Origin of the sequence: Niastella yeongjuensis (assembly GCF_900110245.1) — a bacterium.
GTDB lineage: Bacteria > Bacteroidota > Bacteroidia > Chitinophagales > Chitinophagaceae > Niastella > Niastella yeongjuensis.
The window spans coordinates 346027-370814 of sequence record NZ_FOCZ01000005.1; the positions used below are offsets into that span (position 1 = coordinate 346027).

At 46.5% G+C, this 24788-nt stretch carries 17 protein-coding genes; 13 read left to right on the forward strand and 4 right to left on the reverse strand.

Translation table 11 applies throughout. The annotated features are described in order from the left end of the window. Positions 1-3 precede the first annotated feature (3 nt). Positions 4-1815, reverse strand: coding sequence for a SusD/RagB family nutrient-binding outer membrane lipoprotein (locus BMX95_RS15435; RefSeq protein ID WP_081203336.1), 1812 nt, complete (start codon positions 1813-1815; stop codon positions 4-6). Positions 1816-1838: 23 nt separating this feature from the next. Continuing rightward, entirely contained in the window at positions 1839-5087 is a 3249-nt protein-coding gene (locus tag BMX95_RS15440) for a SusC/RagA family TonB-linked outer membrane protein (RefSeq protein WP_081203337.1), read from the reverse strand. 190 nt (positions 5088-5277) lie between these two features. Here BMX95_RS15440 and BMX95_RS15445 point away from each other — a divergent pair, with 190 nt between their 5' ends. From BMX95_RS15445 to BMX95_RS15455, 3 genes are all read left to right on the forward strand, one after another. Further along, the gene (locus tag BMX95_RS15445; RefSeq protein ID WP_081203338.1) at positions 5278-7920 is read left to right on the forward strand and encodes a hypothetical protein; all 2643 of its coding nucleotides are present in this window, start codon (positions 5278-5280) and stop codon (positions 7918-7920) included. A gap of 363 nt (positions 7921-8283) precedes the next feature. Further along, positions 8284-11370 carry a SusC/RagA family TonB-linked outer membrane protein gene (locus tag BMX95_RS15450; RefSeq protein WP_081203339.1) on the forward strand — a complete coding sequence of 1029 codons (3087 nt, stop codon included), beginning with the start codon at positions 8284-8286 and terminating at the stop codon, positions 11368-11370. Positions 11371-11394: 24 nt separating this feature from the next. After that, on the forward strand, positions 11395-12903 hold the full coding sequence (locus BMX95_RS15455) for a RagB/SusD family nutrient uptake outer membrane protein (RefSeq protein WP_081203340.1): 1509 nt from the start codon (positions 11395-11397) through the stop codon (positions 12901-12903). A 72-nt stretch (positions 12904-12975) separates the two neighbouring features. Here the strand turns inward: BMX95_RS15455 and BMX95_RS15460 are convergent, their stop codons facing one another. Further along, positions 12976-13740, reverse strand: coding sequence for a hypothetical protein (locus BMX95_RS15460; protein WP_081203341.1), 765 nt, complete (start codon positions 13738-13740; stop codon positions 12976-12978). A gap of 122 nt (positions 13741-13862) precedes the next feature. Between BMX95_RS15460 and BMX95_RS15465 the strand changes: the two genes are divergently transcribed. Next, the gene (locus BMX95_RS15465; RefSeq protein ID WP_090519453.1) at positions 13863-16229 is read left to right on the forward strand and encodes an arylsulfatase; all 2367 of its coding nucleotides are present in this window, start codon (positions 13863-13865) and stop codon (positions 16227-16229) included. 717 nt (positions 16230-16946) lie between these two features. Here the strand turns inward: BMX95_RS15465 and BMX95_RS15470 are convergent. After that, positions 16947-18554: a DUF5605 domain-containing protein gene (locus tag BMX95_RS15470; RefSeq protein ID WP_207631700.1), complete on the reverse strand. Its 1608-nt coding sequence runs from the start codon at positions 18552-18554 to the stop codon at positions 16947-16949. Positions 18555-18680: 126 nt separating this feature from the next. On the opposite strand from BMX95_RS15470, the gene BMX95_RS15475 reads away from it, so the two are divergent. The 9 genes from BMX95_RS15475 (at position 18681) to BMX95_RS15515 (ending at position 24750) form a co-directional block, all read left to right on the forward strand. Further along, the gene (locus BMX95_RS15475) at positions 18681-19517 is read left to right on the forward strand and encodes a sulfite exporter TauE/SafE family protein (protein WP_081203343.1); all 837 of its coding nucleotides are present in this window, start codon (positions 18681-18683) and stop codon (positions 19515-19517) included. 2 nt (positions 19518-19519) lie between these two features. Then, positions 19520-19897 (forward strand): DUF1634 domain-containing protein, encoded by a 378-nt coding sequence (locus tag BMX95_RS15480; RefSeq protein WP_081203344.1) that lies wholly within the window; start codon positions 19520-19522, stop codon positions 19895-19897. A 56-nt stretch (positions 19898-19953) separates the two neighbouring features. Continuing rightward, complete coding sequence (locus BMX95_RS15485) at positions 19954-20547, forward strand: HD domain-containing protein (protein ID WP_081203345.1); 594 nt, start codon at positions 19954-19956, stop codon at positions 20545-20547. A gap of 50 nt (positions 20548-20597) precedes the next feature. After that, the gene (locus BMX95_RS15490; RefSeq protein ID WP_081203346.1) at positions 20598-20984 is read left to right on the forward strand and encodes a VOC family protein; all 387 of its coding nucleotides are present in this window, start codon (positions 20598-20600) and stop codon (positions 20982-20984) included. A gap of 62 nt (positions 20985-21046) precedes the next feature. Then, on the forward strand, positions 21047-21910 hold the full coding sequence (locus tag BMX95_RS15495; RefSeq protein WP_090519455.1) for a helix-turn-helix domain-containing protein: 864 nt from the start codon (positions 21047-21049) through the stop codon (positions 21908-21910). 250 nt (positions 21911-22160) lie between these two features. Further along, positions 22161-22727: a DUF417 family protein gene (locus BMX95_RS15500; protein ID WP_081203347.1), complete on the forward strand. Its 567-nt coding sequence runs from the start codon at positions 22161-22163 to the stop codon at positions 22725-22727. 217 nt (positions 22728-22944) lie between these two features. Further along, positions 22945-23613: a type 1 glutamine amidotransferase domain-containing protein gene (locus BMX95_RS15505; RefSeq protein WP_081203348.1), complete on the forward strand. Its 669-nt coding sequence runs from the start codon at positions 22945-22947 to the stop codon at positions 23611-23613. 102 nt (positions 23614-23715) lie between these two features. After that, entirely contained in the window at positions 23716-24018 is a 303-nt protein-coding gene (locus tag BMX95_RS15510) for a putative quinol monooxygenase (protein WP_081203349.1), read from the forward strand. 84 nt (positions 24019-24102) lie between these two features. Continuing rightward, entirely contained in the window at positions 24103-24750 is a 648-nt protein-coding gene (locus BMX95_RS15515) for an RNA polymerase sigma factor (protein WP_081203350.1), read from the forward strand. The last annotated feature ends 38 nt before the right edge of the window (positions 24751-24788 follow it).

A 24788-nucleotide genomic window follows, 5' to 3' on the forward strand; every position in this document is an offset into this window, starting at 1 on the left:
TATTTATTTATAAGCTTTGACAATAGTTACCGTAAATCCAGATGCAGCAGCTGCAGCCTGCAGGGATTGGATGGTGGTGCCATACCATTTCATGGCAGCCGTGTTATCATAATAAGCCGTCATGGCATTATAATCAGGCACCTTATAAGGCATTTCGAAACGCAGGCGGATATACGGGTTGGTACTTTCTTCGTTAAAACTTCCTACGTTCAGTAAACCCAGGGCACTTTGATAGCCATCGGGGTTTTGTGAATTGACGGTAAGCGGATACGCACCCCGGTCCGGGACATCCTGAAATAAAAGGGCCGCAAGACCCGGCGTTGTGTGGGGCGACAGGTTCAGTACGCGGGTCTGACGCTGCAAACACCAGGCTTCAAATGGCTGATCGGGATAATAATTCAACCACATTTGAAAATAGACCTTGTTGATATCGCCATCGGGCAGATCGGCCTTTACAATATGCAGGTAATTATAGAAACCCGTTCCGGTGGTGCCGAATCTGATACCGTTGACTCCTTTGTACGCATCGCGTTGGTTATTGGGCACTCCCCAGAAGGCGAAGTTGGCATCTATACCTTGTGCATAATAGGTTTCTGCCGGTTGCGCACCGCCCAACCCCAGCAGGGACGCCTGTGCTTTCAGAAACTGCGCTTCGGCATAATTCAGAATAATAAGCGGCCGGGCTGGATTGTTATAAATAGCAGCTGAATAATTCGAATACACACTCGCACCGGTAAGCCCATTCTGGTTATTCTGCCCCTGCGGACTTATCTGTCCTGCCAGGGTAGCCTGCCAGCCCGTGAGAATGGAATTTGATTTATTCAACCCATAAAAAGGGATTGGATACGTAACAACCCGCAGGGAATCATCGGCTGTACTTGAGAGTGTATCGGTTACCCGGTAACGATTGGCTACGGTTTTAACCGAATCGAAATAGTACGCCATTCGTGGATCTTTGTACGACCGCAGGTACATGAACATCATGTCGGTCATTTTGGGCCAGGTACCACTGTTGAAATTGGTTTTGATGTAATACCGGTAATACGGGTTCTCATTATTGTTCACGTTCTCATAGGGCACCTTCATGGTCTCGGCTTCAGCATTGATCAGTTGTGTTTCATTCGCCATCAATTCCCTTATAGCATCATCGGCCACAGCACCCAGGTTGCGGCGGCAGCGCAGGGCAATGCGCAAGCGCAGGGTATTGGCAAACTTTTTCCAGCTCAACAACGGATTGGCAGTATTACCATACACCACATCATACGTGAGTTTGTCTTTACTATTGTTTATATTGATCGTATTGCTGGCTTCTTTCAATACAGAAAGAATGCGGGTATATACTTCGTCTTCACTTTGAAAATTGATAACAGCCAGGTTGTCGAGGTTATTGGCTTCATCCATAGGAATAGGTCCATAATAACCTGCCAGTATGGAATAGATGTACATTTTCCAGATGCGGGCAATCTGCACCCGGTTGGTAAAGAGGGTGTCACCGCCATAGGTTTTCTCAACCTGCACCAGGTTTTGTAAAATGTTCACATAGCTGGTTTGCCAAATGCCCTGGTCATTCGCCGAGTATCGGGCGCCGGCCTCTATAAAATTCGCAATCTCCCACATATTAATATTGATGCCGCTGTTCAGTCCTGCGCCGCCGATCATATCACCGGTACGTTTAATGGCAATTGTTATAGACGATTCGGGTGATACTTTTAAAAACTGGGTAGGATCGGTATTCAGCTCCTCAAACTTTTTCAAACAGGAGCCAAAAACCAGCACCATCGCCGCCAGTAATATTATAGAAGTTAGTTTGTTCATTTCTTTCAGTTGTTGATGCGTGATTAAAAGGAAAGCTTGAGGGTAAAGCCCATAGTGGCATAAGGGAAAGAACCGCCTGATTCAATACCCATGGTACCATTGGTGGTACCGGCAGTTGATTCAGGGTCGATGCCAATGGGTGTTCTTTGAAAGATCTGCCATACGTTACGGCCGGTAACGGCTGCATACACCCCCTTCACGAAACTTTTGCCCAGTACTTTTTGCGGAAGAGCATAACCAAACACTATTTCACTGATGCGGATAGAAGTGGCATCGAAGGTGAGGTACGGCACATCATTCGTCACCTTGTCATTTCCCAGGATCGCCTGGGGATATACCGTTCCGGTAAATTTATCACCCACCAGGTAGCGGCCATTTTTATCGGTCATTTGTACGCCGGTTACCGGGTCTTGTTTAATGAGATAAGCATTGGGATAAGCCAGTCCTTTTATGCGGGAGGAATCCCAATAACGCGTAGGAGAAGAACCTACATTTTGTCCAATCCCCAGGCGTTCAGGATCGCTTTCGCCCAGAATAACATTACTGAGGAAATAATCATCACGTCCTTCGAGGCTTGCCACGGTAGTTCCCTGGAACATGGCGCGGCCATATGATTCGGAGAACAGCACGCCACCCATGCGGATGGTAGCCGTTACCTGCAGCGTAAAGCCTTTATAGTTGAAGGTATTCTGCCAGCCACCCAACCACCTGGGATTGGGGTCGCCGGTAATTACATTTGGCTCCACAACGGCCCGGCCGCTGGACGCTACCAGAATGGTATCCCCTACCCGGTACGGCCGGTTGCCCAACTGAATGCCAAAAGGCTGACCCACCATCGCGTTCACGGTCATACCTAAACGGCCGCCCATTTGGATCCGGTTCAACCCGGGCAGCAGTGCCACCACTTTATTTTTATTGGTAGAAAAATTCACGGTAGTACGCCAGCTGAACGTACGGGTTTGCACCGGCGTAGCAGCCACCGTAAATTCAAACCCTTTATTTTGTATTTCCCCGGCATTCACAATGCGGTTATTAAAACCGGTTTCATTAGGCGTTTGCGCTGAAATGATCTGGTTGATATTGCTGTTCCGGTAATACGTAGCGCTCAGGTTAATGCGGTTCCTTAACAACGTAAGGTCTAACCCAATTTCACGCGAAGTGCTTTGTTCCGGTTTCAGGCTGGGGTTCTTTAACGTGTTGGTAAAAGCCATGATTGGGTAACCCATGTACAACCCTTGTGTAGCATACGTATTTATTAACTGGTAAGGTGAGGTACTGTTACCCACTTTGGCAACACTGACGCGGATCTTACCGGAGTTGATGATGCTTTTATCCTGAATAAGTTCAGAAAAAACAAAGCCGCCACCGATCATCGGGTAGAAATAAGAATTACTGTTCAACGGCAGGCTCGACGACCATTCGTTCCGGGCCGACACATCGAGGTACAGCAGTTCTTTAAACCCAACCGTTGCTTTTCCAAATAACGACAGGGTTTTTAACCGGTACAAAGACTCCCCTACCGAAGGCACTGCATTGGCATTGCCTATACTGGGCATATTGTGCACCAGCAGCGTGTTTACAGATGCAAACCGGTCGAGCGTATTGCGGTTATCAAAACTCACCCCGGCCAACGCATCGAAACTGAGGTCTTTCATCAACGGTTTATTGTACATCAGTATACCCTCATAATACCAGTTGTTTTGGCGGCGCAGGTCATTGCTGTAAAAGCCATTGGGTGTTTTTAGTGCACCCAGTTCCCGGTATATATAATTGTCTACAGTAGCAAGGTCGCCTACCACCTGCCCCCTGAAACGCAAAGCCGAAGTAAGGTTGGCCGTAGCTGTTATACCGCCATTGAAGGCCGAGCGGGTATCTGCATTCGAATTGGCATAAATACTCCAGTATGGATTTTCCACATCGTTCACCTGTCCGGGATTCACGGCATTACCCAACGCATCCATATACGGCATAAAGGCACCGAGTTGTGCACTGCGGGCCATGTATACATAGGATGCCAGTGGATTATTCGGGTCCAGATTTTTGGTCATCCGGTTCTTTGTATTATAATTGGTATAGGCCAGGCGGGTATTGATACTGATCTTCGAACTCAGGTTACGCGAAGCAGTAAGGGTGGCATTGTGTTTGGTGATCTTGTTCAGGTTGTCGATCACATCATTCCCTTTTACCAGGCCATATGAAAGGCGAAAAGCGCCATTTGCGTCAGCCTTGCCTATGGACACGTTGGAGGTACTGGTATAGCTGTCCTGGTACAGGTCACTCACGTTGTTTGGCTGGGGCCTATAACCACCAGGAATGGGTGTGCCGGCAAAATTATTATAAGGCTGCCCCAGCATAGGAGCACCCCAGCTTTTGTTGCTGGAGCCCATATTTACCCCACCATTGGCCTGGTTCACCTTGCTGGTGCTACCAGTGGTCAGCATCCCAAATTCGCCTTCGCCCCAGGTATTCTGGTAAGCAGGAAACTGGGTGATCTTGTATTTCTGGATATCCTGGTTCACATCGATGCCCAGCTTTCCATCGGCACCGGGTTTGGCTTTTTTAAGGGTAATCAAAATGGCGCCGTTGGACGCCTTCGACCCATATAAAGCCGCACCATTGGGACCCGCCAGCACGGTGATAGATTCTATATCATCGGGATTAATATTGGCCACGGCATTGCCATAGTCCAGGTTACCCGCATCGCCCGGTCCGTTTTCGATGGGCACGCCATCCACTACAAACAGGGGCTGGTTATTACCTGAGATCGAACTGTTGCCACGCAGGGTTAAACGCACGCTGCCGCCGGGTTGGCCGGAACCGAGTACCTGAAGACCTGCTACTTTTCCTGAAAGGGCATTCAAAAAGTTTACATCCCTGGCTTCTGTCAGGGTGTTGGGATTAATAGTTTGCGAGGCGTACGTCAGCGATTTTTGTTTCCGGTTTACTCCAAGGGCAGAGATCACAATTACATCGTCGAGGTTTTTGGCAGAAAACACCAGCTTTATATCCAGGTTTGAACCGGTAGCTTTTATTTCCTGTCGTTCATAACCAATGTGGGTAAACACCAGCGTGGTTTCTTTGTCTGGCATCTTTAATACGAAAGTTCCGTTTTCGGTAGTAAGTACCTGTGCATTGGGGGTGCTTTTGGCGGAGACCGTTACGCCGGCAAGCGGCCGGTCTTTATCGTCCGTCACGCGTCCCTGCACCGTTTTGGTTTGGGCGTAGGTAATGGCTGCGGAAAAAGCCATTATAAGCAGTAGCAGTTGTTTCATACTGGCAAAGCAAATTTTAGATTGATAATGAAGTTGAAAATAGCTCCGAACGGTTTAATAATGGCTTAATCGCGGGTTAATACGGTCATTAATTGCGGTTCTTTTCGGTTTTTTATCCAGCTTCCCCCACTATGGTACTGATATGTGTAATATTGCAGTATATTGACACCAACTATTGCTGTACTGCCCCATGAATGTTAGCGGATTATATAAAGGGTTTGTTTTTATTGCCGGGTTCTTTTTTTTGATGCAGGAAGGGTTTGGCCAAACGCCTTCGCAGGCATATGGACTCCAGTTTTCCAGTCACGAAGCCGTTCCCGAAAAACGTACTTCTCTCGTTTTGACCGGGAAGGAACCGATCTGTTTTTCCAACCAGTTGGACCTTTCTTTTGATTTCAACTTTTTAGACGACCACATCACATATTTTGGTTATATATTCCGCCTCATCAATGATAAGGGGCAGAATATCGATCTGCTGTACGATCAAAAAAGTGCCAACTTCCGCGTAGTGGCGGGAGAAAACTTTACCGATATTTCTTTTCAGCTGAACGATGAATCCCTGAAACACGACTGGACCCGCCTCGGGTTTTCCATCAACGCCAAAGGCCAGCTCACCTGTAGGGTAGGCAATAAAGAATGGCACAGCAACGGCATTTCGCTCAAAAGCAAGTGTTTTACCCTGGTTTTTGGTTCGTGCAACGAGCATAATTTTGTTTCGCGCGACCTGCCCCCCATGCGACTGCGCAATGTTGAATTGAAAGAAGATGGAGAACAGCGCAATGCCTGGCCTTTATCGGAATCATCAGGTACCCTGGCAACAGATACCTATGGCCACCGGAATGGTACCGTGGAAAATGCCGTATGGATAAAACCCAAACATGAGGTTTGGGAAAACGCAGCCACCCTGATTGTACCGGGCCGGCCGAGTTTTGCCTTCGATCCCGTGCGTGAAACAGTGTATGTGGTTACTGCCGATACCTTATATAGTTTTTCTGCCCGGGGTCTGAAGCTTTCGGCTCAATCATTAGCCACTACACACAGCAACCTGTTGCCCGGTAACCAGTCCATCGTCGACAAAAGCACGGGTGTTTTGTACAATTATTATCCCGATCAAAAAGAGATTGCAGTGTACGATTCCATCAACCACCAGTGGGATTTTAATTTTTCAAAGGGCGATGTTACGGAGTACTGGCAGGCCAATAGCTTTATTACAAAAAACAATTACCTGTATATTATAGGTGGGTATGGCCAACTGAAATATAAAAACACCATTCAGCGCTGCAACCTGTCTGCAAAAACCTGGGATACCCTGCCGCACCAGGGTGATTTTCTGGCACCACGCTATATGGCTGCACTGGGTGTAACACCCTCCACAGATTCTGCCTATATAATTGGCGGGTATGGCAGCAGGGAAGGCGACCAGATGTTGAGCCCCCATTATTTTTATGACCTGTTGTTGTACGAGGTACCAAATAACCGCTTTAAAAAGATCTATTCATTGCCTGAACCACCCACGCCATTTGTATTTGGCAAATCGCTGATACTGGATTCAAACGGACAAAACTATTATGCGCTGATCTTTTCAAACGACCGGTTTAACAGCCAGCTGCAACTCATAAAAGGTTCTTTGCAACGGCCCGAGTATATCAGCCTGGGTTCGCCCTTCCCTTATGCATTCAATGATGTACGCTCGTATGCCGACCTTTATTATTGTAAAAAAACCAACCAGTTCCTGGCGGTTACCTTATATACTAATAAGGAGAAAAACAGTACCGAACTGCACATCAACCACATCGATTTTCCGGTAAACGAAGCAGTAAACACACCTGCCCCATCACCTGAAACCAATTGGAAAAATATCATTAGCATAGCAGCGCTGGTTGTAGCAGGTGCAGCAGGTATATGGTGGTTGTACCGGCGCAAAAAGAAAGCAGTTATACAGGTAGAAAATAAAACAGCTGTTAAACCAAACGGTACACCGGTTGTAACTACGGTTCCGCTGCCCGTTGTTGAACCAGAGTCTGCAGAGATCCCCAACCCCATTCCGGAAGAAGAGTATACAGCCCCATATGTAGAACACTTTTCAGCAGAAGAAACAGGACCGGCCCGCGGCAATATCAAATTGTTTGGACAGTTTGAAGTAGCGACAGCCAGCGGGCAACAATTGACGCGCCAGTTTACGCCCCTGTTGAAAGAACTGTTCTTATTGATCGTGATCGATTCGCTGCGGTACAACAAAGGTGTGCCGGCTGAAAAAATGAATGAATTGCTGTGGCACGACAAAGACGTTAAAGACGCCAAAAACAACCGCGCCGTTAACCTGGCTAAAATAAAGAACATCCTCGAAAAGCTGGAGGGTTGTACCATCAGCCGCGAAACGGGCGCCTGGAAATTTGAATTTGATCCGTCAGTTGTTCGTATTGACTTCTTCGATTACCTGCAGCTGTTTCAAAAACCGGGTGGCAACCTGGCAGCCACCGACACCAACAAACTGCTGCGTATTTGTTCAGCCGGCGCCTTCCTTGAACAAACTTATTATGAATGGCTGGACCCCTTAAAGGCCGAGGTGAGTAATTTCATTGTGGAAGCCCTGCTGCAATGCAATACTACGCTGGAACCGGGCCGGCACCGCGAAAAAAGCATCGCTATTGCCAATGCCATCTTCCAGTTCGATGAATTGAATGAACATGCCCTTCGCATCAAATGCAAAACGCTGATCGCCCTGGGCCGTCATACGCTCGCTAAAACCACGTACGACAAGTTTAGTTCAAAATACAGAGAAATTTATGGGGAAGAATTTGCAGAAAACTACCAGGCCATCATTCACACATAAAGTTTTCCACAAAACATTTCTCTTTTTCCCACTGCGCAAACTATCCAGTTGCGTTCCCTCATCCATTACATACACCATTTAAATATTTGCTGTAACAATTTAGTCCACCTCTTTGATAGGGTTATTGTTTGTATTATATTTGCACCAGCATATGAGAACAACTAACCCACATACACGTCCATATCTGGTCTACTTATATATGTCGTGCACCTATTGCTGTTGTACAGGATAACAGCTTACACTTTAACACCTTGCTAATAATGTACAGGGTCTGCTGAGCAGGCCTTTTAACATTGCTTTTCCCGGGCCATTCTATCACAATGGCCAGTGAATTTTTTTATCTATCTATCAACCTATATGCGTATGCTACAAAAACATGGCTTGCTCGTACTGTTGTTACTGTTCAGCAGCGGGCTTTTCGCTCAAACAAAACAGGTCCGCGGTGTGGTGCTGGGGGCGGAAAACAAACAGCCCCTCGAAGGCGCCACCGTTGCCGTGAACAATTCAGACCGTAAAACTGTTACCAATGCCCAGGGAATTTTTGAACTGGAATTAACAGATGACAAGGCATCGCTCACCGTTTCATTTGTAGGCAGAGAATCCTATCAAATTGACGTGAAAGCAGGCCAGTCCAACCTTACCATACTTTTAAATGCGTCCAATACCACGCTCGATGAAGTGGTAACCGTAGCCTATACTACGGTTAAACGGTCAGGTTATCCTGGTGCGGTTACCTCCATTTCTTCTGATAAAGTAAACAACCGGCTTACCCCCAATATCACCAATTCGCTGCAGGGATTGGCCCCGGGCATACAAACCAGTTCAGCCAACGGACAACCAGGTAATGCCTCTACCATCCGAATTCGTGGTGTGGGAAGTATCAATGCCTCCAGTTCTCCCTTGTTTGTAGTGGATGGTGCCCCATACGAAGGCGATATCAATGCACTCGATCCGGCGGACATTGCTGCTATCAGTATTCTGAAAGACGCCACGGCCGCCAACCTGTATGGTTCGCGGGCAGCCAATGGCGTTATTATCATTACCACCAAACAGGGAAAGAAAGGTGAGGCTGCCATCAACGCCACCTTCAACCAGGGCTGGAGCAGCCGGGCGGTAAAAGATTATGATAAACTGGGCACCGATCAGTATTTTCAATTGTATTGGGAAGCCCTGCGCAATAAAGCACTCTCCAACGGGCAAACTGCCGATCAGGCAGCCGCCACAGCCAGTAGTTCGTTAGTAGGTAATCTGGGTATCAACCCTTATGGTGCTGCTTTCCCCGAACCCGTTGGCCACGATGGTAAACTCGTTGCCGGCGCCAAACCATTATGGAATGATGACTGGGAAAAAGGCATGCATCAGAGCGCGCAATACACACAGGCGCAACTTAGTGTGGCAGGTGGTAGTGACAAATCCACTTATTATATAGGTGGGGGTTATTTGAAAAACGATGGTGCTTTTCTTGGCTCTGGTTTTAAACGATACAACCTCAGAAGCAATGTTACGCTGCAGGCAAAACCCTGGTTAAAAGTGGGTCTTAACCTCAGCGGCGCCAGTACTTCACAAGACTACCCCACGTCTTCCGATTCAAAACAGGCCAACGTGGTGTTGTTCGGTCGTACCATACCCAGCTTCTATCCTATTTATCAGCGTAATCCCGATGGCAGCTACAAGCTTGATAACAATGGCGACAAACAATTCGACTACGGCGCTTACCGGCCCAATGCGGCATTGCCAAAGTACAACCTCATCGGTTCCCAGCCTTTGAACACCTCCAGACTGACCAATGAAAATGTATCAACCCGCACGTTCCTGGAAGCGGCCATTACCAAAGCGCTGAAAGTTAAAACCAGTTTCAACCTGGATTATATCAACAAGAATTCGTTGTATTACACCAATCCATTGCTAGGTGAAGATGCCCCTATTGGTGGTACGGTGAGTAAAAGCAGCAGCCGTTTCCTTGCTTATACCTGGAACAATATAGCTACCTACGATCTCGATATTGCATCGGACCATCACATCAACCTGCTGGCCGGGCACGAATACTATTACCTGAATTCAAGCGACCTGAGTGGGAACCGGCAGAATTTTGCACTGAGTGATCTGGATGAACCAGTAGCAGCAGCCCAATTGATGGGTTTCACCGGTAGTTCAGACAATTATACCAAGCTGAGCTTTTTCGGCCAGGGACAATACAATTACCAGGGCAAATATTTCTTCACGGCTTCTATCCGCCGCGATGGTTCTTCCCGCTTTTCACCCGATAGCCGCTGGGGTACATTCTGGAGTACCGGTGCCAGCTGGCGCTTATCGGAAGAAGAATTCCTGAAATCAGTGAACTGGTTAAGCGCCCTTACCCTGAAAGCAAGCTATGGAGCTTCTGGTAATGACAACCTCTCCGGTTACTATGAATACCTTGCGTTGTATAATATTACCAGCAACCAGGGCAATGGCGGGGTAACCACTTCCAGTTTGCCAACACCCGGCCTGAAATGGGAAAGCAACCTGAACTTCAATTCAGGTATTGATTTTGGTTTATTTAAAAACCGTGTGTACGGTACCTTCAACTATTATAGAAGAACCAGTAAAGACCTGTTGTACGCCAAACCAATGGCCGGGTCAACCGGGTTCACCGCCATCAATGCCAACATTGGCGAGTTGCGCAATACCGGGGTTGAACTGGAATTGAATGTTGTTCCCGTTAGTACCCGCGACTGGCGCTGGCTGGTAGGCATTAACGTGGCACACAATAAGAACGAGATCACCGCCCTGCCACAAAAAGAGATCATCAATGGCACCAAACGGTTGACAGTAGGTTCCTCTGTATACGATTTCTACCTGCGTGAGTGGGCTGGTGTAGATCCGGCAACAGGAAATCCTTTATGGTATCAGACTACTGCCGATGGCAAAAAGGTAACAACCGGTACGTATTCATTGGCCACACAATACAGTGCCAGCTCTGCCCTGCCCGATGTAACCGGCGGTATTACCAATACCCTTGATTATAAACAGTTCACCTTGTCATTTGTATTCGCGTATAGCCTTGGGGGTAAAGTGCTGGATGCAGATTACATCAACCTGCTCACCGGCGCCGTAAATCCCGGCCGTAACTGGTCGCCCGAACTGTTGAGCCGCTGGACGCCCGAAAATACCAATACCAATGTGCCCCGTTTTACTACCGACAACCTGAGCTGGACATCCACCTCTACCCGCTTTTTATACGATGCTACTTATGCCCGGTTGAAACAATTGAGCCTGGGTTATAACATTCCTGCAACCCTGCTGGGCCGCATCGGGTTTAAATCGGCCAGGGTATATGGACTGGCAGAAAACCTGCTGACCTTCTATGGCCACCAGGGTATGGACCCCGAACAGTCAATCGATGGCACCACCTACTATCAGTATCCGCAAATGAAAACAATTTCTGTAGGGATCCAGGTAGGCTTATAACGTTCACTTTAAATTTTCAAACGAATGAAAACGTATAGATCATATATATACCTCGCAGCGCTGGTGTTCGGTTTATCGGCCTGCAACAAACAGTTAAACACCTCGCCCACCAATGCAGTACAGGAAGAAATTGTGTTGAAATCAGTGGCCAATTTAAGCGCCCTGTACGAAGGCTCGTGGCGGGCATTGATGGATGACTTTTATGCAGACATTTTTGGCAACCCGGGTTTTAAAACCCTTACCCTGGTAAGTGAAGCCATGGGCGATGATGTGAACCTGATCACTACCAAGTACAGCTTTGCACCCGTGTACCAGTTCACCCAAATGGTTGATAAAACCCAAAGCCGTAACAATGCCATCTGGAACCAGTTGTACAAGATCATCAACAGTACCAACATCATCATTACGAACGTAGATAAGGCAACTGGCGATTCAACCGCCAAAAAGGTGTTGAAAGGACAGGCACTCGCATTACGGGCCCAGCTCTATTTGACCATTGCTTCGTTTTACCAGTTCTCTTATTTAAAGGACCCTAACGCAAAAACGGCGCCCATCACTACTACGCCTGCTACCACTACAACAACCGGCAATCCAAAAGCAACCCTGAAAGACATCTATACTCTTGTGTTCTCCGATCTGCAGGATGCGAAAGGCCTGCTCGAAGGTTATCAGCGTACCGCCAAATACAAGATCGATAAAGATGTAGTGAATGGTTTGCTGGCACGCGCTTATTTGAATACAGGACAATGGCTTGCTGCTGCCACTGCGGCCAATGATGCATTGAAAAACTATCCCCTGATGGCGCCGGCAGATTATACCAAAGGCTTCAACGATGTAAATAATTCAGAATGGATCTGGGGCCATCCCGAAACACCCAGCCAGAGCGATGGCAGTTACAGCTTTAATTTCCTGGATGTATCGTCAGCCTCTTCCGGTTATTACAGCTTCATGGCCGATCCTTTCTTTGGCGATCTGTTCGACAATGGCGACATCCGCAAAACCCTTTTTTCCTGGGACCCTAACCCCGGCCGTGAAGGTTACCTGCAGTATAAAAAATTCAGGTTCCGCGCCGATAATACCGGTGACCTGGTGCTGATGAGAAGCGCTGAGGCTTACCTGATAAAAGCAGAGGGATATGCACGTGAAAACAACATCACCGAGGGTGCCGCCGCACTCAATGCCTTACGCACCGCCCGTGGCGCCGCCACCTTCGATCCTGCAGGTGCTACCCAGCAACAACTGATCGATGCCATTCTTATTGAACGCCGCAAAGAATTGTGGGGCGAAGGTTTTGCCCTGGCAGATATTATCCGTAACCAATTACCTGTAGTACGCAACCCATATGTAGATGGCAGCGGCGCCGGCAAGAAGGTAACCATTACTCAAACTGATGGTACCGTTAAAACAGTAGCCATCCAATATCATACGGCCCTGAAATTTGCAGATGGCACACCCTTCGTGGCCAACAGCCCGAATTATTTGTTTACCATTCCGCAAACAGAAGAACAGAACAACCCGAACCTGTTCAATTAATTGCTGACTTTCTCCTCCCCCTAATACAGTTAAAAAGGTTAGCCCAAAACAGGCTAACCTTTTTCCTTTTTATCAGAACTGGGTATTGAACCCAACAAAGGTCTGGTACCTGGGCTGCCCAATGCCTTCTGCCAGCACCGTAAATTGCGGCTCTGCAAATAAGTTGAATACCACTCCGCCCGCTTTCAATACTTTACCAACCCCCAGCCCTATTGGTACATTGTAATCTCCCGTCTTTAAATTAAAGGTCATAACACCCGTACTTCTTATGCAGAAGCCCGCCCCGATTTGCCAGATAAAGAACACCTGTGGGGTGAGTACACTAACATCCGGCCGGTCGTCGTCACCTGCAAAGGAGACCGACCATTGCAACAGAGAGCCGGCCTGTACAATTTTACTCTGTGCAAAAAACGCCAGTACCGACAAACCCGTCTGCCATTTACCCGCACCCAGGTCATGCGTTCCGGTGGGTATGGTAATGTTAGGGCCAACACCGAATTTATTACCATTTGATGAGGGTAGCGTATAGATAGCAAAAAGATTGAAATCGCCTAAGCCACTCACAGGCCCCTCCCCTTCGCCGGAAGAAGTTACAAACGGCATGGTGGCGCGTAAAAGCACCGGTCCTATAGGCTGCGAGTAACGAACAAGCAGTTGGTTGATCTGCCGATCGGGTAACCCATACAATTTTGATACGATGTAATCCTGGATATTAAAAGCTTTCACGTTTGCCATAGGGTCGTTGGCTCTTTTTAATTCTTCATCTGACGGTTTTTGTTGTGCGTATAATTGATTAACAGTAAAAACCATTAACAATACAATTCCGGGAAGTTTCATTACCCTCTTTTATAAACAGGTTAAGACACCGGCCGGATAGCTGTTCCGCCAAAACGGTTTTATTTTTTATCACCATGGCGGAGCCACCGGGGCTGACGTGTCTTATTTATAAAACATTTTTCATGGCAAAAGCAACAAATGGAAAATCCCAAATAACCACCGCCGCCAATAAAACATTCAAAGGCGTGATCAATATGGATGTCCGAAATTCCCAACCCGACTGGTCGGCATTTCTGGAACCCAATGCACCGGAGGGCGCACCCAATGTACTGGTGATCTTATACGATGATACCGGTTTTGCTTCCTGGTCTCCTTATGGGGGCAGAATAAACATGCCTACCATGGACAGGCTGGCCCGGGAGGGATTGACCTATACGCAATGGCATACAACGGCCGTTTGCTCCCCTACCCGTTCTACTTTTTTAACCGGCAGGAACCACCATCAGAATGGCTTTGGCACCATAGCTGAGTCTGCGATCGGGTTCCCCGGTTATGCTGGCAAGATCCCACTGGAAAACGCCACTATGGCTACGGTGCTGCGTGATGCGGGTTATAGCACTTTCTGGATCGGAAAGAACCACAACGTGCCTGTTGATTCCTTCGATATGGGCGCTTCCAAAAAACGCTGGCCGCTTGGTTTGGGTTACGATCGTTTTTATGGTTTTATCGGCGGCGAAACCAATCAATGGTATCCTGAGTTAATTGAGGATAATCATTTTGTTGAACAACCTTATCTGCCAAAGGAAGGGTATCATTTTTCAAAAGACATTGCAGACAAAGCCATCAACTTCATCAGGGACTCCAAACAATCGCAACCCGGTAAACCCTGGTACATGTGGTATTGTCCCGGCGCCAATCACGCACCCCACCACGCGCCCCAGGAGTATATCGATAAATACAAAGGCGTTTTTGATGATGGGTATGAAGCCTACCGGGAATGGGTATTGCAACGCATGAAAGAAAAAGGCATTCTGCCAACAGATACCCAGCTTACACCGATCAATCCCATGCCAGCAGGCACCTGCGATGAAGGCGACCTTGTACGCCCCTGGAATACCCTGAATAAAGAGGAAAAGAAATTGTTCTGCCGCATGGCCGAAGTGTTTGCCGGTTACTCGGAATATACCGATGCGCAAATAGGCCGCGTCATCGACTACCTCAAAGAATCAGGACAGCTGGAAAATACACTGATCTTTTATTGTGCCGACAATGGTGCATCGGGCGAAGGAAGCCCCAATGGTTCTGTGAATGAGAATACTTTTTTCAACGGCTATCCCGATGACATCAATCAGAACCTGGCCATGATCGATAAACTGGGGAGCCCAGATACGTACAACCATTATCCAACCGGTTGGGCAGTGGCTTTCTCCACCCCTTACCGCATGTTCAAACGCTATTCTAATTATGCTGGTGGCACCTGCGATCCGCTGGTGATCTGCTGGCCCAAAGGCATAAAAGCCAGGGGTGAACTGCGGCATCAATACCACCACTGTACCGATATCGTGCCTACCATTCTGGAATGTTGCGGTGTTCCCATGCCTGATGTAGTGGATGGCGTTAAACAAACCCCACTGGCCGGTGTTTCTATGAAGTACAGTTTCGATAACGCCAATACACCTACTAAAAAAGAAATACAATACTACGAGATGTGCGGCACCCGCGGTCTCTGGCACAAAGGCTGGAAATTAGCCGCCTTACATGGACCGCTGCCGGTAGGACTGGGCAATTTCGATAAAGACAAATGGCAATTGTTCAATACCGACCAGGACCGTTCTGAAGCCATTGACCTGGCTGAAGAATTCCCGGAAAAAGTAAGGGAACTATCGGCATTGTGGATGCAGGAAGCGCAGAAGTATAATGTATTCCCATTAAACGATCTCTCTGTGCTGGATTTCATCAAACTGGAATTCCATGCCGCCATTCCCGAAAGCGGCAGATACACTTATTATCCCGGCACAACAGAAATACCGGAAGCCTCGGCTGCGAGTACACATGGGCGCTCCTACAAGATCTTTGCAGAAGTAGAAGTTACTGGCGAATCTGAAGGCGTGATCTTTGCACATGGATCAAGGTTTGGTGGCCACACGCTGTTCATTAAAGGTGGCCAGTTGTATTATGTATACAATTTCCTGGGCATTCCACCCGAACAACGCCTGGTATGTAAAGCCCCCCAATCGGGCAAACATATCATGGGGGTTGAATTCACCAAGAACAAACAGGGTAAGTACGGCGAATCCATCGGCACCATGAAGTTGTATGTGGATGAAAAAGAACAGGCCAATGGTGAGTTTCGTACCCAAACCGGCCGGTATGCGTTGTGTGGCGAAGGTTTATGCATCGGGTACGACAGTGGCGATTCGGTAAGCAGCGAATACACGCCCCGGTTTCCATTTGTAAATGGAAAGGTGATAAAAGTTGTTTTTGACGTGGCCGATGACGTGTATGTAGATGTGGAAAAAGAACTGGCTGCAGTGATGGCAAGGGATTAATTGTTGTTTTTAGGGTAAGGGGCTGTCTGCTACTAAATAGGGGCGGCCTCTTTTTATTTGATGATGACGCCTGCCCCAATGGTCACCCTGGTGACAGCCTTTAAATTGCCTAGTCAAATGCCTGTTAGATTCGTTCCATCTATACGACTTCCCCGGTAATAATGCCACTGTAATGCCACCAGAATGCCACTGTAACGCCACTCTTCAGTGGCATTCCAGTGCAATTTCGCAGGCAGATTGGTGGGAGAAATAACGGCTTATCACCGAATCTGGCATAAGATAACCAGCAATCTTATATAAGAATCAATAGGGAAAAGCATATAGAACAAGTACAAGGAGATCAAACAATCAGGAGGTGCATTTCCGTTGGAGCCAGGAACGTCACTTTAGCTATAACGTTAGAGAAATTATTTAGCGGCGGGAGTTGAAGAAGAAAGAATAATCTACAGATATCGAGGATGCATGGAGGTTCTAAATCGATTTAGATTTTATTCCAGATCAGCTATCGCCTGCGTATAGTGGTTTAAGATTTACAAAAGGCTACGCGGCCTGATGACTGAGGACAAGTAACTTTCAAATATCTTCATAAAATATGGCATTTCCGAAGATAAAAAAGCAAAAAGCAGGAAGTACGAAATTCGTGTGCTTCCTGCTTCTTGTCAAAAGTCCTATTTCCTACTTCCTATTTCTTACTTCCTATTTCTTACTCCCTACGTCCTATTCCAACTCATGCCGGCCATCATTGGCCACTTTGGTACCATCAGCTGTTTTATAGATGCGCAACGCCAGGTATTGTTTGGCCGGCAGCTTTATAGAGGCCTTGTTTTTTTCGATGAATTTATACCGGTTATCTGGCATAGGTATTATTTCAAATTCTTTATCAACCGGGGTAATGGTCATGTTCCAGGTGTCGATGATATCTACCTTGAATTTGGCTCCATTGGTAAGATCTCTTTTAGGAAGCACAAAATCCCATTTGGCCGGTTTATCTTTCCCAAAATAAACGAGGTAATACTCACCTGCCTTTCCCGCCATATTGGTTTCCCAGTATTGGTCAATCGGTTCCAGTCCACCTTTAGGACCGCTTTCCACGATCTTTCTTAAAAACGCTATGCGCGCCGGGCTTGTACCGATCAACTTACCACCGTATGAGATCCAGGGACTCGATTTATATGTTTCCCCATGTGTAGCATAACCGCCACCGATGTAGGCATTCCAAAACCGGTAAGTCATTTCTTCGCCCGACAATTGTCCCCAGCGGCTTTCGATATCCCCTTCGTAATTGATCTCATCATTCACGATTGGTTTTTTGTACAGGTCGCGCAGCAAAGGCGTGCCCCACGGTGCTTTCACCACATTGTAATATTGAAGGCTTACATGTGTTACCCATGGTTTGGCGTAATCGTAAATCCTATCGGCATTGTGGATAGAGCGCAGGTGATGATAGGGGTCTTTCTCCTGTACCAGTTTAAACAGTTCGTCCCAATCTTCATCAGTCATGTTTCTGATAAAACTGTTTTCGTTGCACATGCTCCACCAGATATTGCGGTAGGCAGCATAACGGGCCACCATATAGCGGGTAAAGCGTTTGTTCACTTCCTGGCCCATCATATCAAAACCCCATTTGCCTTTATCGTACGGACGGAAAAGGATCATATCCGCTTCCACACCTATCCGTCTCAACTCCGCTACACAAGAATCGAGGTTTTTAAAATACGCGGGGTTGAACCGGGAAAAATCCCAATTGTCGCGGTTGGTGCCTTCGAATGGAAATGTAGTAATAGTGAGCGGACCGGTAATATACCTGTCTTTATACGGCGGCACAGCTAAAAAACGGGCTTTGTTGAAGGCACTGGCGGCCATTGTTTCTATTGTCTGCTTTTTTGTTGCAGAGTCCTGAAAAGGCCATTCGTAAATGGTGGTACCAAAAGGCCAGTACGGTGTTCCATCTTCGTATTGAAAATGATAGGTGGCCTTTACCCTTACCGGACCATGATTATTGGTTGCAGCAGGCGTACACTCAAAATTGCCCTTGCTGTTATTCAGTTCTTTTTTATTGCTCGTGGTAACATAACTCCAGGTACCTTCTTTATCGGGCATGAACCGGATCTTGTAAATACCATTGCCATCGTAATACCCCTCCTGCTCATATACTTTATCGCCATTGGTAAACCGGGCGAGCAATTCGGTCCCCATAAACGGATTACCAGTAGCGGGGCCTTTTAATGTCAATTCAAATACATCCCATTTTTCAATTTTGTCCTGCGCTATTATTTTACCAACCAATACAATCAGGAACAGGGTAGCCATTCCGAGTTTTTTCATACGTGGCACTATTTTTTAAGCCTGTAAGATAATACAGTGGTGAATAATAAAGTTCATTTTTACACTTCTTCTTATTCATTTTTAATGCGTATTTTAGGATTGATGTTGCCATGAAATAAATAACCTATGATCGTTCTCACCTTCACGCTGGTTTTAATTTTAGGCGCTGCCATAGCCGGGTTTATTGGATCTTTAACAGGATTGGGTGGCGGCGTTGTATTGATACCACTGTTAACCCTTGTATTTAAAGTGGATATTCATTATGCCATCGGCACTTCCCTGATCAGCGTGATAGCCACCTCATCGGGCGCAGCGGCAGCCTATGTAAAAGAAGGTATTACCAATATCCGGTTAGGAATGTTCCTTGAACTGGCCACCACCATTGGCGCCATTATGGGAGCTGTGTTAGCAAAACACGTTTCCACTTCCGGTATTGCCATTGTTTTTGGCATCATACTGCTTATTTCGGCGGCCACTTCTTTTATTCACCACGAAGCAAAGATTGATGGGGAATTGCCCGGCCGGTTATCAAACTGGTTACGGCTGAATAATGAATATCCAACCGAAACGGGCATGCAACCTTATACGGTGAAACATGTAACCGGCGGGTTTGTAATGATGAATGTAGCCGGGATAGTTTCGGGATTGTTGGGCATTGGCTCCGGCGCGTTGAAGGTTATTGCCATGGACAGGATCATGCGTATTCCATTCAAGGTATCTACCACCACCAGCAATTTCATGATCGGCGTTACGGCCGCGGTAAGCGCCGGTATTTATTTAAGAGAGGGGTATATAGATCCGGGGCTTTCGATGCCCGTTGTGCTGGGTGTTTTACTGGGCGCCTTCATCGGTTCTAAAATTTTATTCAAAGCAAAAACCCGGGTACTGAAATTTCTTTTTGCTATTATCATCTCTATTCTTGCAGTAGAAATGATCTATAACGGCATCACCCATAAATTGTAACCATGGGCAAACACAGGCATACACCTGAAGACAAAGACCTTGAAATAATAATGGGCAACCTGTTGCGATATGGCGTATTATTTTCAGCCATTATTGTGGTGGCGGGTGCCCTGATCTTTTTAAAACAACATGGTTTCGACCAATCACAATATACTTTTTTTAAAGGTGAGCCTGAACGACTAACGTCCTATAAACGCATTTGGCAAACAGCTTTTCAGGGCAGAGGAAGATCAGTGATCCAATTGGGGTTGCTGTTCCTGATCGCCACACCTATTGCGAGGATCCTGTTTTCCATAGTGGGTTTTGTGCTGGAAAAAGACCTGCTTTATACGATCATTACCGTTGCGGTACTGATGGTTGTATTATACGGGTTCCTTTAGAATTTCTTCAGAATTACCGGGGAACTTCCCTCCTTAATCCCCTTTTCTTTAGAAAAATGCACACAGCGACCTTGTTATCCGACATTGAGAAACATGTAAAAAGCTTATTCTCGCAATACCCACGCCCGAATTTAATTTATCATAACCTGCAACATACCGTTCAGGTTGTAACCCATACCAAAGAGATCGCTGAATTTTATCAGTACAATAACCTGGAGCTATTCAAAATTCTGGCCGCAGCCTGGTTTCATGACACCGGGTATTTGCTGGCCGACAGCAGCACCCATGAACTAAAAAGCATTGACCTGCTGGTGGATTTTTTATCGACCCGGCGGGTTGACCACCGCACCATTGAAGAAATAAGCAAGTACATAATGGCAACCAAAATGCCGGTAAACCCGCACACATTATCGGAAAAGATCATTTGCGATGCAGACCTGTATCACCTCGGTACCGATGATTTTTTTGTACATAATAAACTGGTAAAAGCCGAACTGGAAGCAAAACTGGGAAGAAAGATCGAAGACTGGAGCAACAGCACCCTGTCGTTTATGATCACCCATCATTTTTATACCTCTTACTGTCAGGAGCATCTTAATGCGGGAAAACAGAAGAACCTTCAAATACTGATCTCCCAACAGGGTGAGTAAGGCCCCGGCTGGCATACCTTTTTCAGCAATACTCCCTAAAACAAAATACCATGAGCACATTAACATATAAGAAAGTATTTAATACTTTTTCGGTTGATGATATTGACACAGCTTTTAAGTTTTATACGGGTATTCTTAAGCTGGATGTTGCCAAAACACCCATGAATACGCTGACGTTAAACATTCCCGGCAATGAGAATGGGATGATGATTTATGAAAAGGAAAATCATGAACCGGCCACTTTTACGGTACTCAACTTTGTGGTGGATAATGTGGAAGCTGCTGTGGACGAGCTGACTGCCCGGGGTATTGTTTTCGAACAGTACAACAGCGGCGAATTAAAGACGGATAAAAAAGGCATTTCCCGCGGCCAGGGCCCTGTAATCGCCTGGTTCAAAGATCCTGCCGGTAACTTTATTTCTGTTATTGAAAGTTAACGATCTATACTCGCGGATTTTATTATTTTTGAGGCTGTTGAGACCTTCCTCACAGCTAGTCTATGAACAGCTTGAACCGGCTTTTTTCAAAAGATGAAGTTACTTTACTGGCAGTTGAAGCAATCGGGCCGCGGTTGCTCGATACACCCTTGCGTGTTCCATTGTATACCGTTCTCTTTTTAACGGAGGGCAATGGCACCTGGATTGCCGATATTGGCAAATTTGAATTTCAGGCACCTGTATTGTTGTTTGCCACTCCGCTGCAGCAATTGTCCATAAACAGAAACCAGCCATTAAAAGGTTTTACCCTCCACTTCCATGGTGATTTTTACTGCATCGAATACCACAAAGCGGAGGTTGCCTGTAATGGCCTCCTCTTCAACAATATTTACATAGAGCCCTCGGTATCTTTAGCAGCCGACCACACCGTTTTTTTTGAAAAACTGTGCCGCGACCTGATCGAAGAACTGGGCGCTGCCGGACCCGATGAAATGGTGCTGCGGTCATACCTGCAATTGTTTTTGGCAAAAGCGAGCAGCATCAAGTTAAAATCCATGGAAAAGCCGGAGCCTGATAACGGGCGGGATGAAGACATGGAAGCTTTCAAAAATCTGTTGGAAAAAAACTACCTCACGCTGCACAAACCAGCCGATTATGCCGATCTGCTGGCCATCACCCCCAACACCCTGGCGAAAAAAAGCCAGCGGTATTTTGGCAAATCGCCTTCCCTTATGATCCAGGAACGATTGATCCTGGAAGCCAAGAAAAGATTGCACCTTACCCGGCAATCCGTTAAGGAGATCGCATTTGCCCTGAATTTCTCCGATGAATTTTACTTCAGCCGTTTCTTTAAAAAATTCACCAAGGTTTCGCCACAGGCTTATCGGGACAATATTGGGATTTCTGTTGTTGCTGATTTGGCTTGAAGAAAAAGGGCAGAAGGCAGAGGGCAGAAATAAAGGCAATAGCCAGTTATGATTGGGTTCAAAGATGCTTCGCGTATCTGCATTTACGCATTTTGAAACTAATGTGCGATCTTGCCTCGCTGAAATTTCTCTGCCCTCTGCCCTCTGCCCTTCTTGTCACAAAAGTGCATGACTTATCCATCTTTGTCCATGTTCCGGCAGTGAAGTAGTTAATAGTTTTGCTATATCAAAACGTCAACAACTATTATCTATGAATAAGTCTTTTGTAACAAAAATTGCATCGCTTGACCAGGTTGGCCGGAACGCTGTCAGATTCGGAATTGTAGTCGTATTTCTTTGGATCGGAGCTTTGAAGTTCACTACCTATGAAGCAGACGGTATAGTACCGTTTGTGGCGAATAGCCCGTTTATGTCATTTTTCTACAACCATCCCACACAATATAAAACACACATGAACCCGGAAGGCGCGATTGTCGTTGCCAACCACAGCTGGCATAGCCTGAATAACACCTATGGTTTTTCTTATGGGCTGGGTACGTTTCTGATCATATTAAGTGTGCTGGTAGCCTTGCATAAAGTATTTCCGTTAGCCAGTATGGTAGGAAGTATACTGGTATTTCTGATGACGTTGGGCACTCTGTCGTTTTTAGTCACTACCCCTGAGAGCTGGGTACCGAATATTGGTGATCCAGCGCACGGCTTCCCTTATCTTTCCGGCCGGGGCCGGCTGGTAATAAAGGATATCGTTATCCTCGGTGGGGCCATTATAACAATGAGCGAATCAGCACGGCTCTACCTTTCCCGCAAGGGTAAATAATCCATACCGTATATATCAAAAAGGCCTTCCTGGTTAAACCGGGAAGGCTTTTTTTATGTTGCTATAATTTTTATAATAGCATCTATTATTCCTGTGATTTTACAATTCACGGGATCAGGTTGACCTTTAGTGCCTGAATAAATCCTCCTCCTGCACAACGATCATTATTGACAGCAACAAGTACTATTCATTAATTAATCACTTTAATCATTTTGCTATGAGTAAGAAGATCTTGTTTATGGTATCGAGCACCAATGTTATTGGGCCTAAAAACCGCCGCACCGGAAATTTATTAACCGAAGTAGCCCATCCCTACGAAACTTTTAAAAAGCAGGGGTACGATATCGATGTATTCAGTGTGAAAGGAGGAGAAGCTCCCATTGATATGGTAGAACTGGATGATCCTACCAATAAGGCATTCCTGGCTGATGAAGGCCTCACCAAATTCAAAAACACTACTGGCATCGACAAGGCATTGGTAGATAATTACGACGCCGTTTTTGTACCGGGCGGTCTGGCCCCCGTTGTGGACATGCCAGATAACCCAACCGTTCAAAACATTTTATCTTCTATGTACGACAAAGGAAAGGTGGTAAGCGCGGTTTGCCATGGTCCTGTTTCATTGATAAACGTGAAGTTGAAAGACGGTTCTTATCTGGTTGACGGAAAAAAAGTAACCGGCTTTAGTATTGCCGAAGAAATGAATTATGCCAAAGAAGATGTTCCTTTTGAACTGGAAGATGCCCTCAAAGAACGCGGCGCCGACTACAGTTGTGTAGCCCCCTGGCAAGCCTACAGTATTGCTGATGGCAGACTGGTAACCGGTCAAAATCCTGCTTCTGCCCAGGGCGTGGCAGAAAAGGTGATCGCTATCCTGGAAGCCTGATCATTTTTTGAAGCAATAGCTGCCCTTCTTTCTCAAGCAGAAAGAAGGGCAGCTATTGCTCACTGATTGTTTTATTAGCATCAATAGAAAAAATCACCAATAATGGCAACAACTCCTGTTACTGTATTTGCCAAATGGAAAGTAAAAGCAGGTAATATGCCCGTTGTATTAAAACTGCTTAAAGAGCTGCATGCTGCCTCTGTAAAGGAAGAAGGAAACCTTTTTTACCAGGTTCATCAAAGCCGTACAGATAACAATACCCTTATTTTAACCGAAGGATATACAGATGAAGTGTCGCAACAGGCACATATAAATTCCGCACACTTTAAAAAGCTGGCCATAGATCAGATCATTCCGCTATTGGATGAAAGGGAGGTAACGCTGACCTCGCCCATAGAAGTGTAACATAAACATTTTTTACATATCAGGCAAAATAGCCTCCTGCGCCGGCCATGTTAATTATTATGTGACTGCCGGCATAGGAATATCATGGCAATATCTCTATATTGCGGCTACAACCATTTAGTAGTGGCCGCGTTATTTACATTACAGGAAGAAGAAATACTTACCCGGTTATCGGTGGGAGACACTGCGGCCCTCGAAATACTTATTCGTTCCTACTATCCTGTATTGTGCCGCTTTGCGGAAAAATTCCTTCCAGATGCTTCCCTCGCCAAAGATGTGGTTCAGGAATCCTTTATAAAATTGTGGAAGTCGAACAAATCGTTCAACTCCACCCAGGCGCTTAAAGTGTATTTATACACTATTACCCGTAATGGTTGCCTGGACCTGATCAGAAGCCGCAATCGGCTCGACAACCGGCACCAGCAGGCAACCATAGAGGCAGCAGAAACATTGGAACCGGTGTTAACAGAGATCATCAGGGCGGAATCTGTTGCGCTTATCTTTCAGGCCGTTAAAGCCATGCCTGCCAAAATGCAACAGGTCTTTTTCCTCAGCTACCGCGATGGTTTAACGGTCAGTGAAATTGCCACTCAGCTTGGCATGAACCTGAAAGCCGTAAAAAAACAGAAATATAAAGCATTGGTCGCTCTCCGCGGCCGGTTTTCAAAACGCAGCGAACCCCTATTGGGCCTGCTTACTACGGCAGCCCTGCTGGCTGATAAAAATCTTTAAAAAAAAGTTGAAGCCGGTGGGGGTCGATTTCTCCCGGG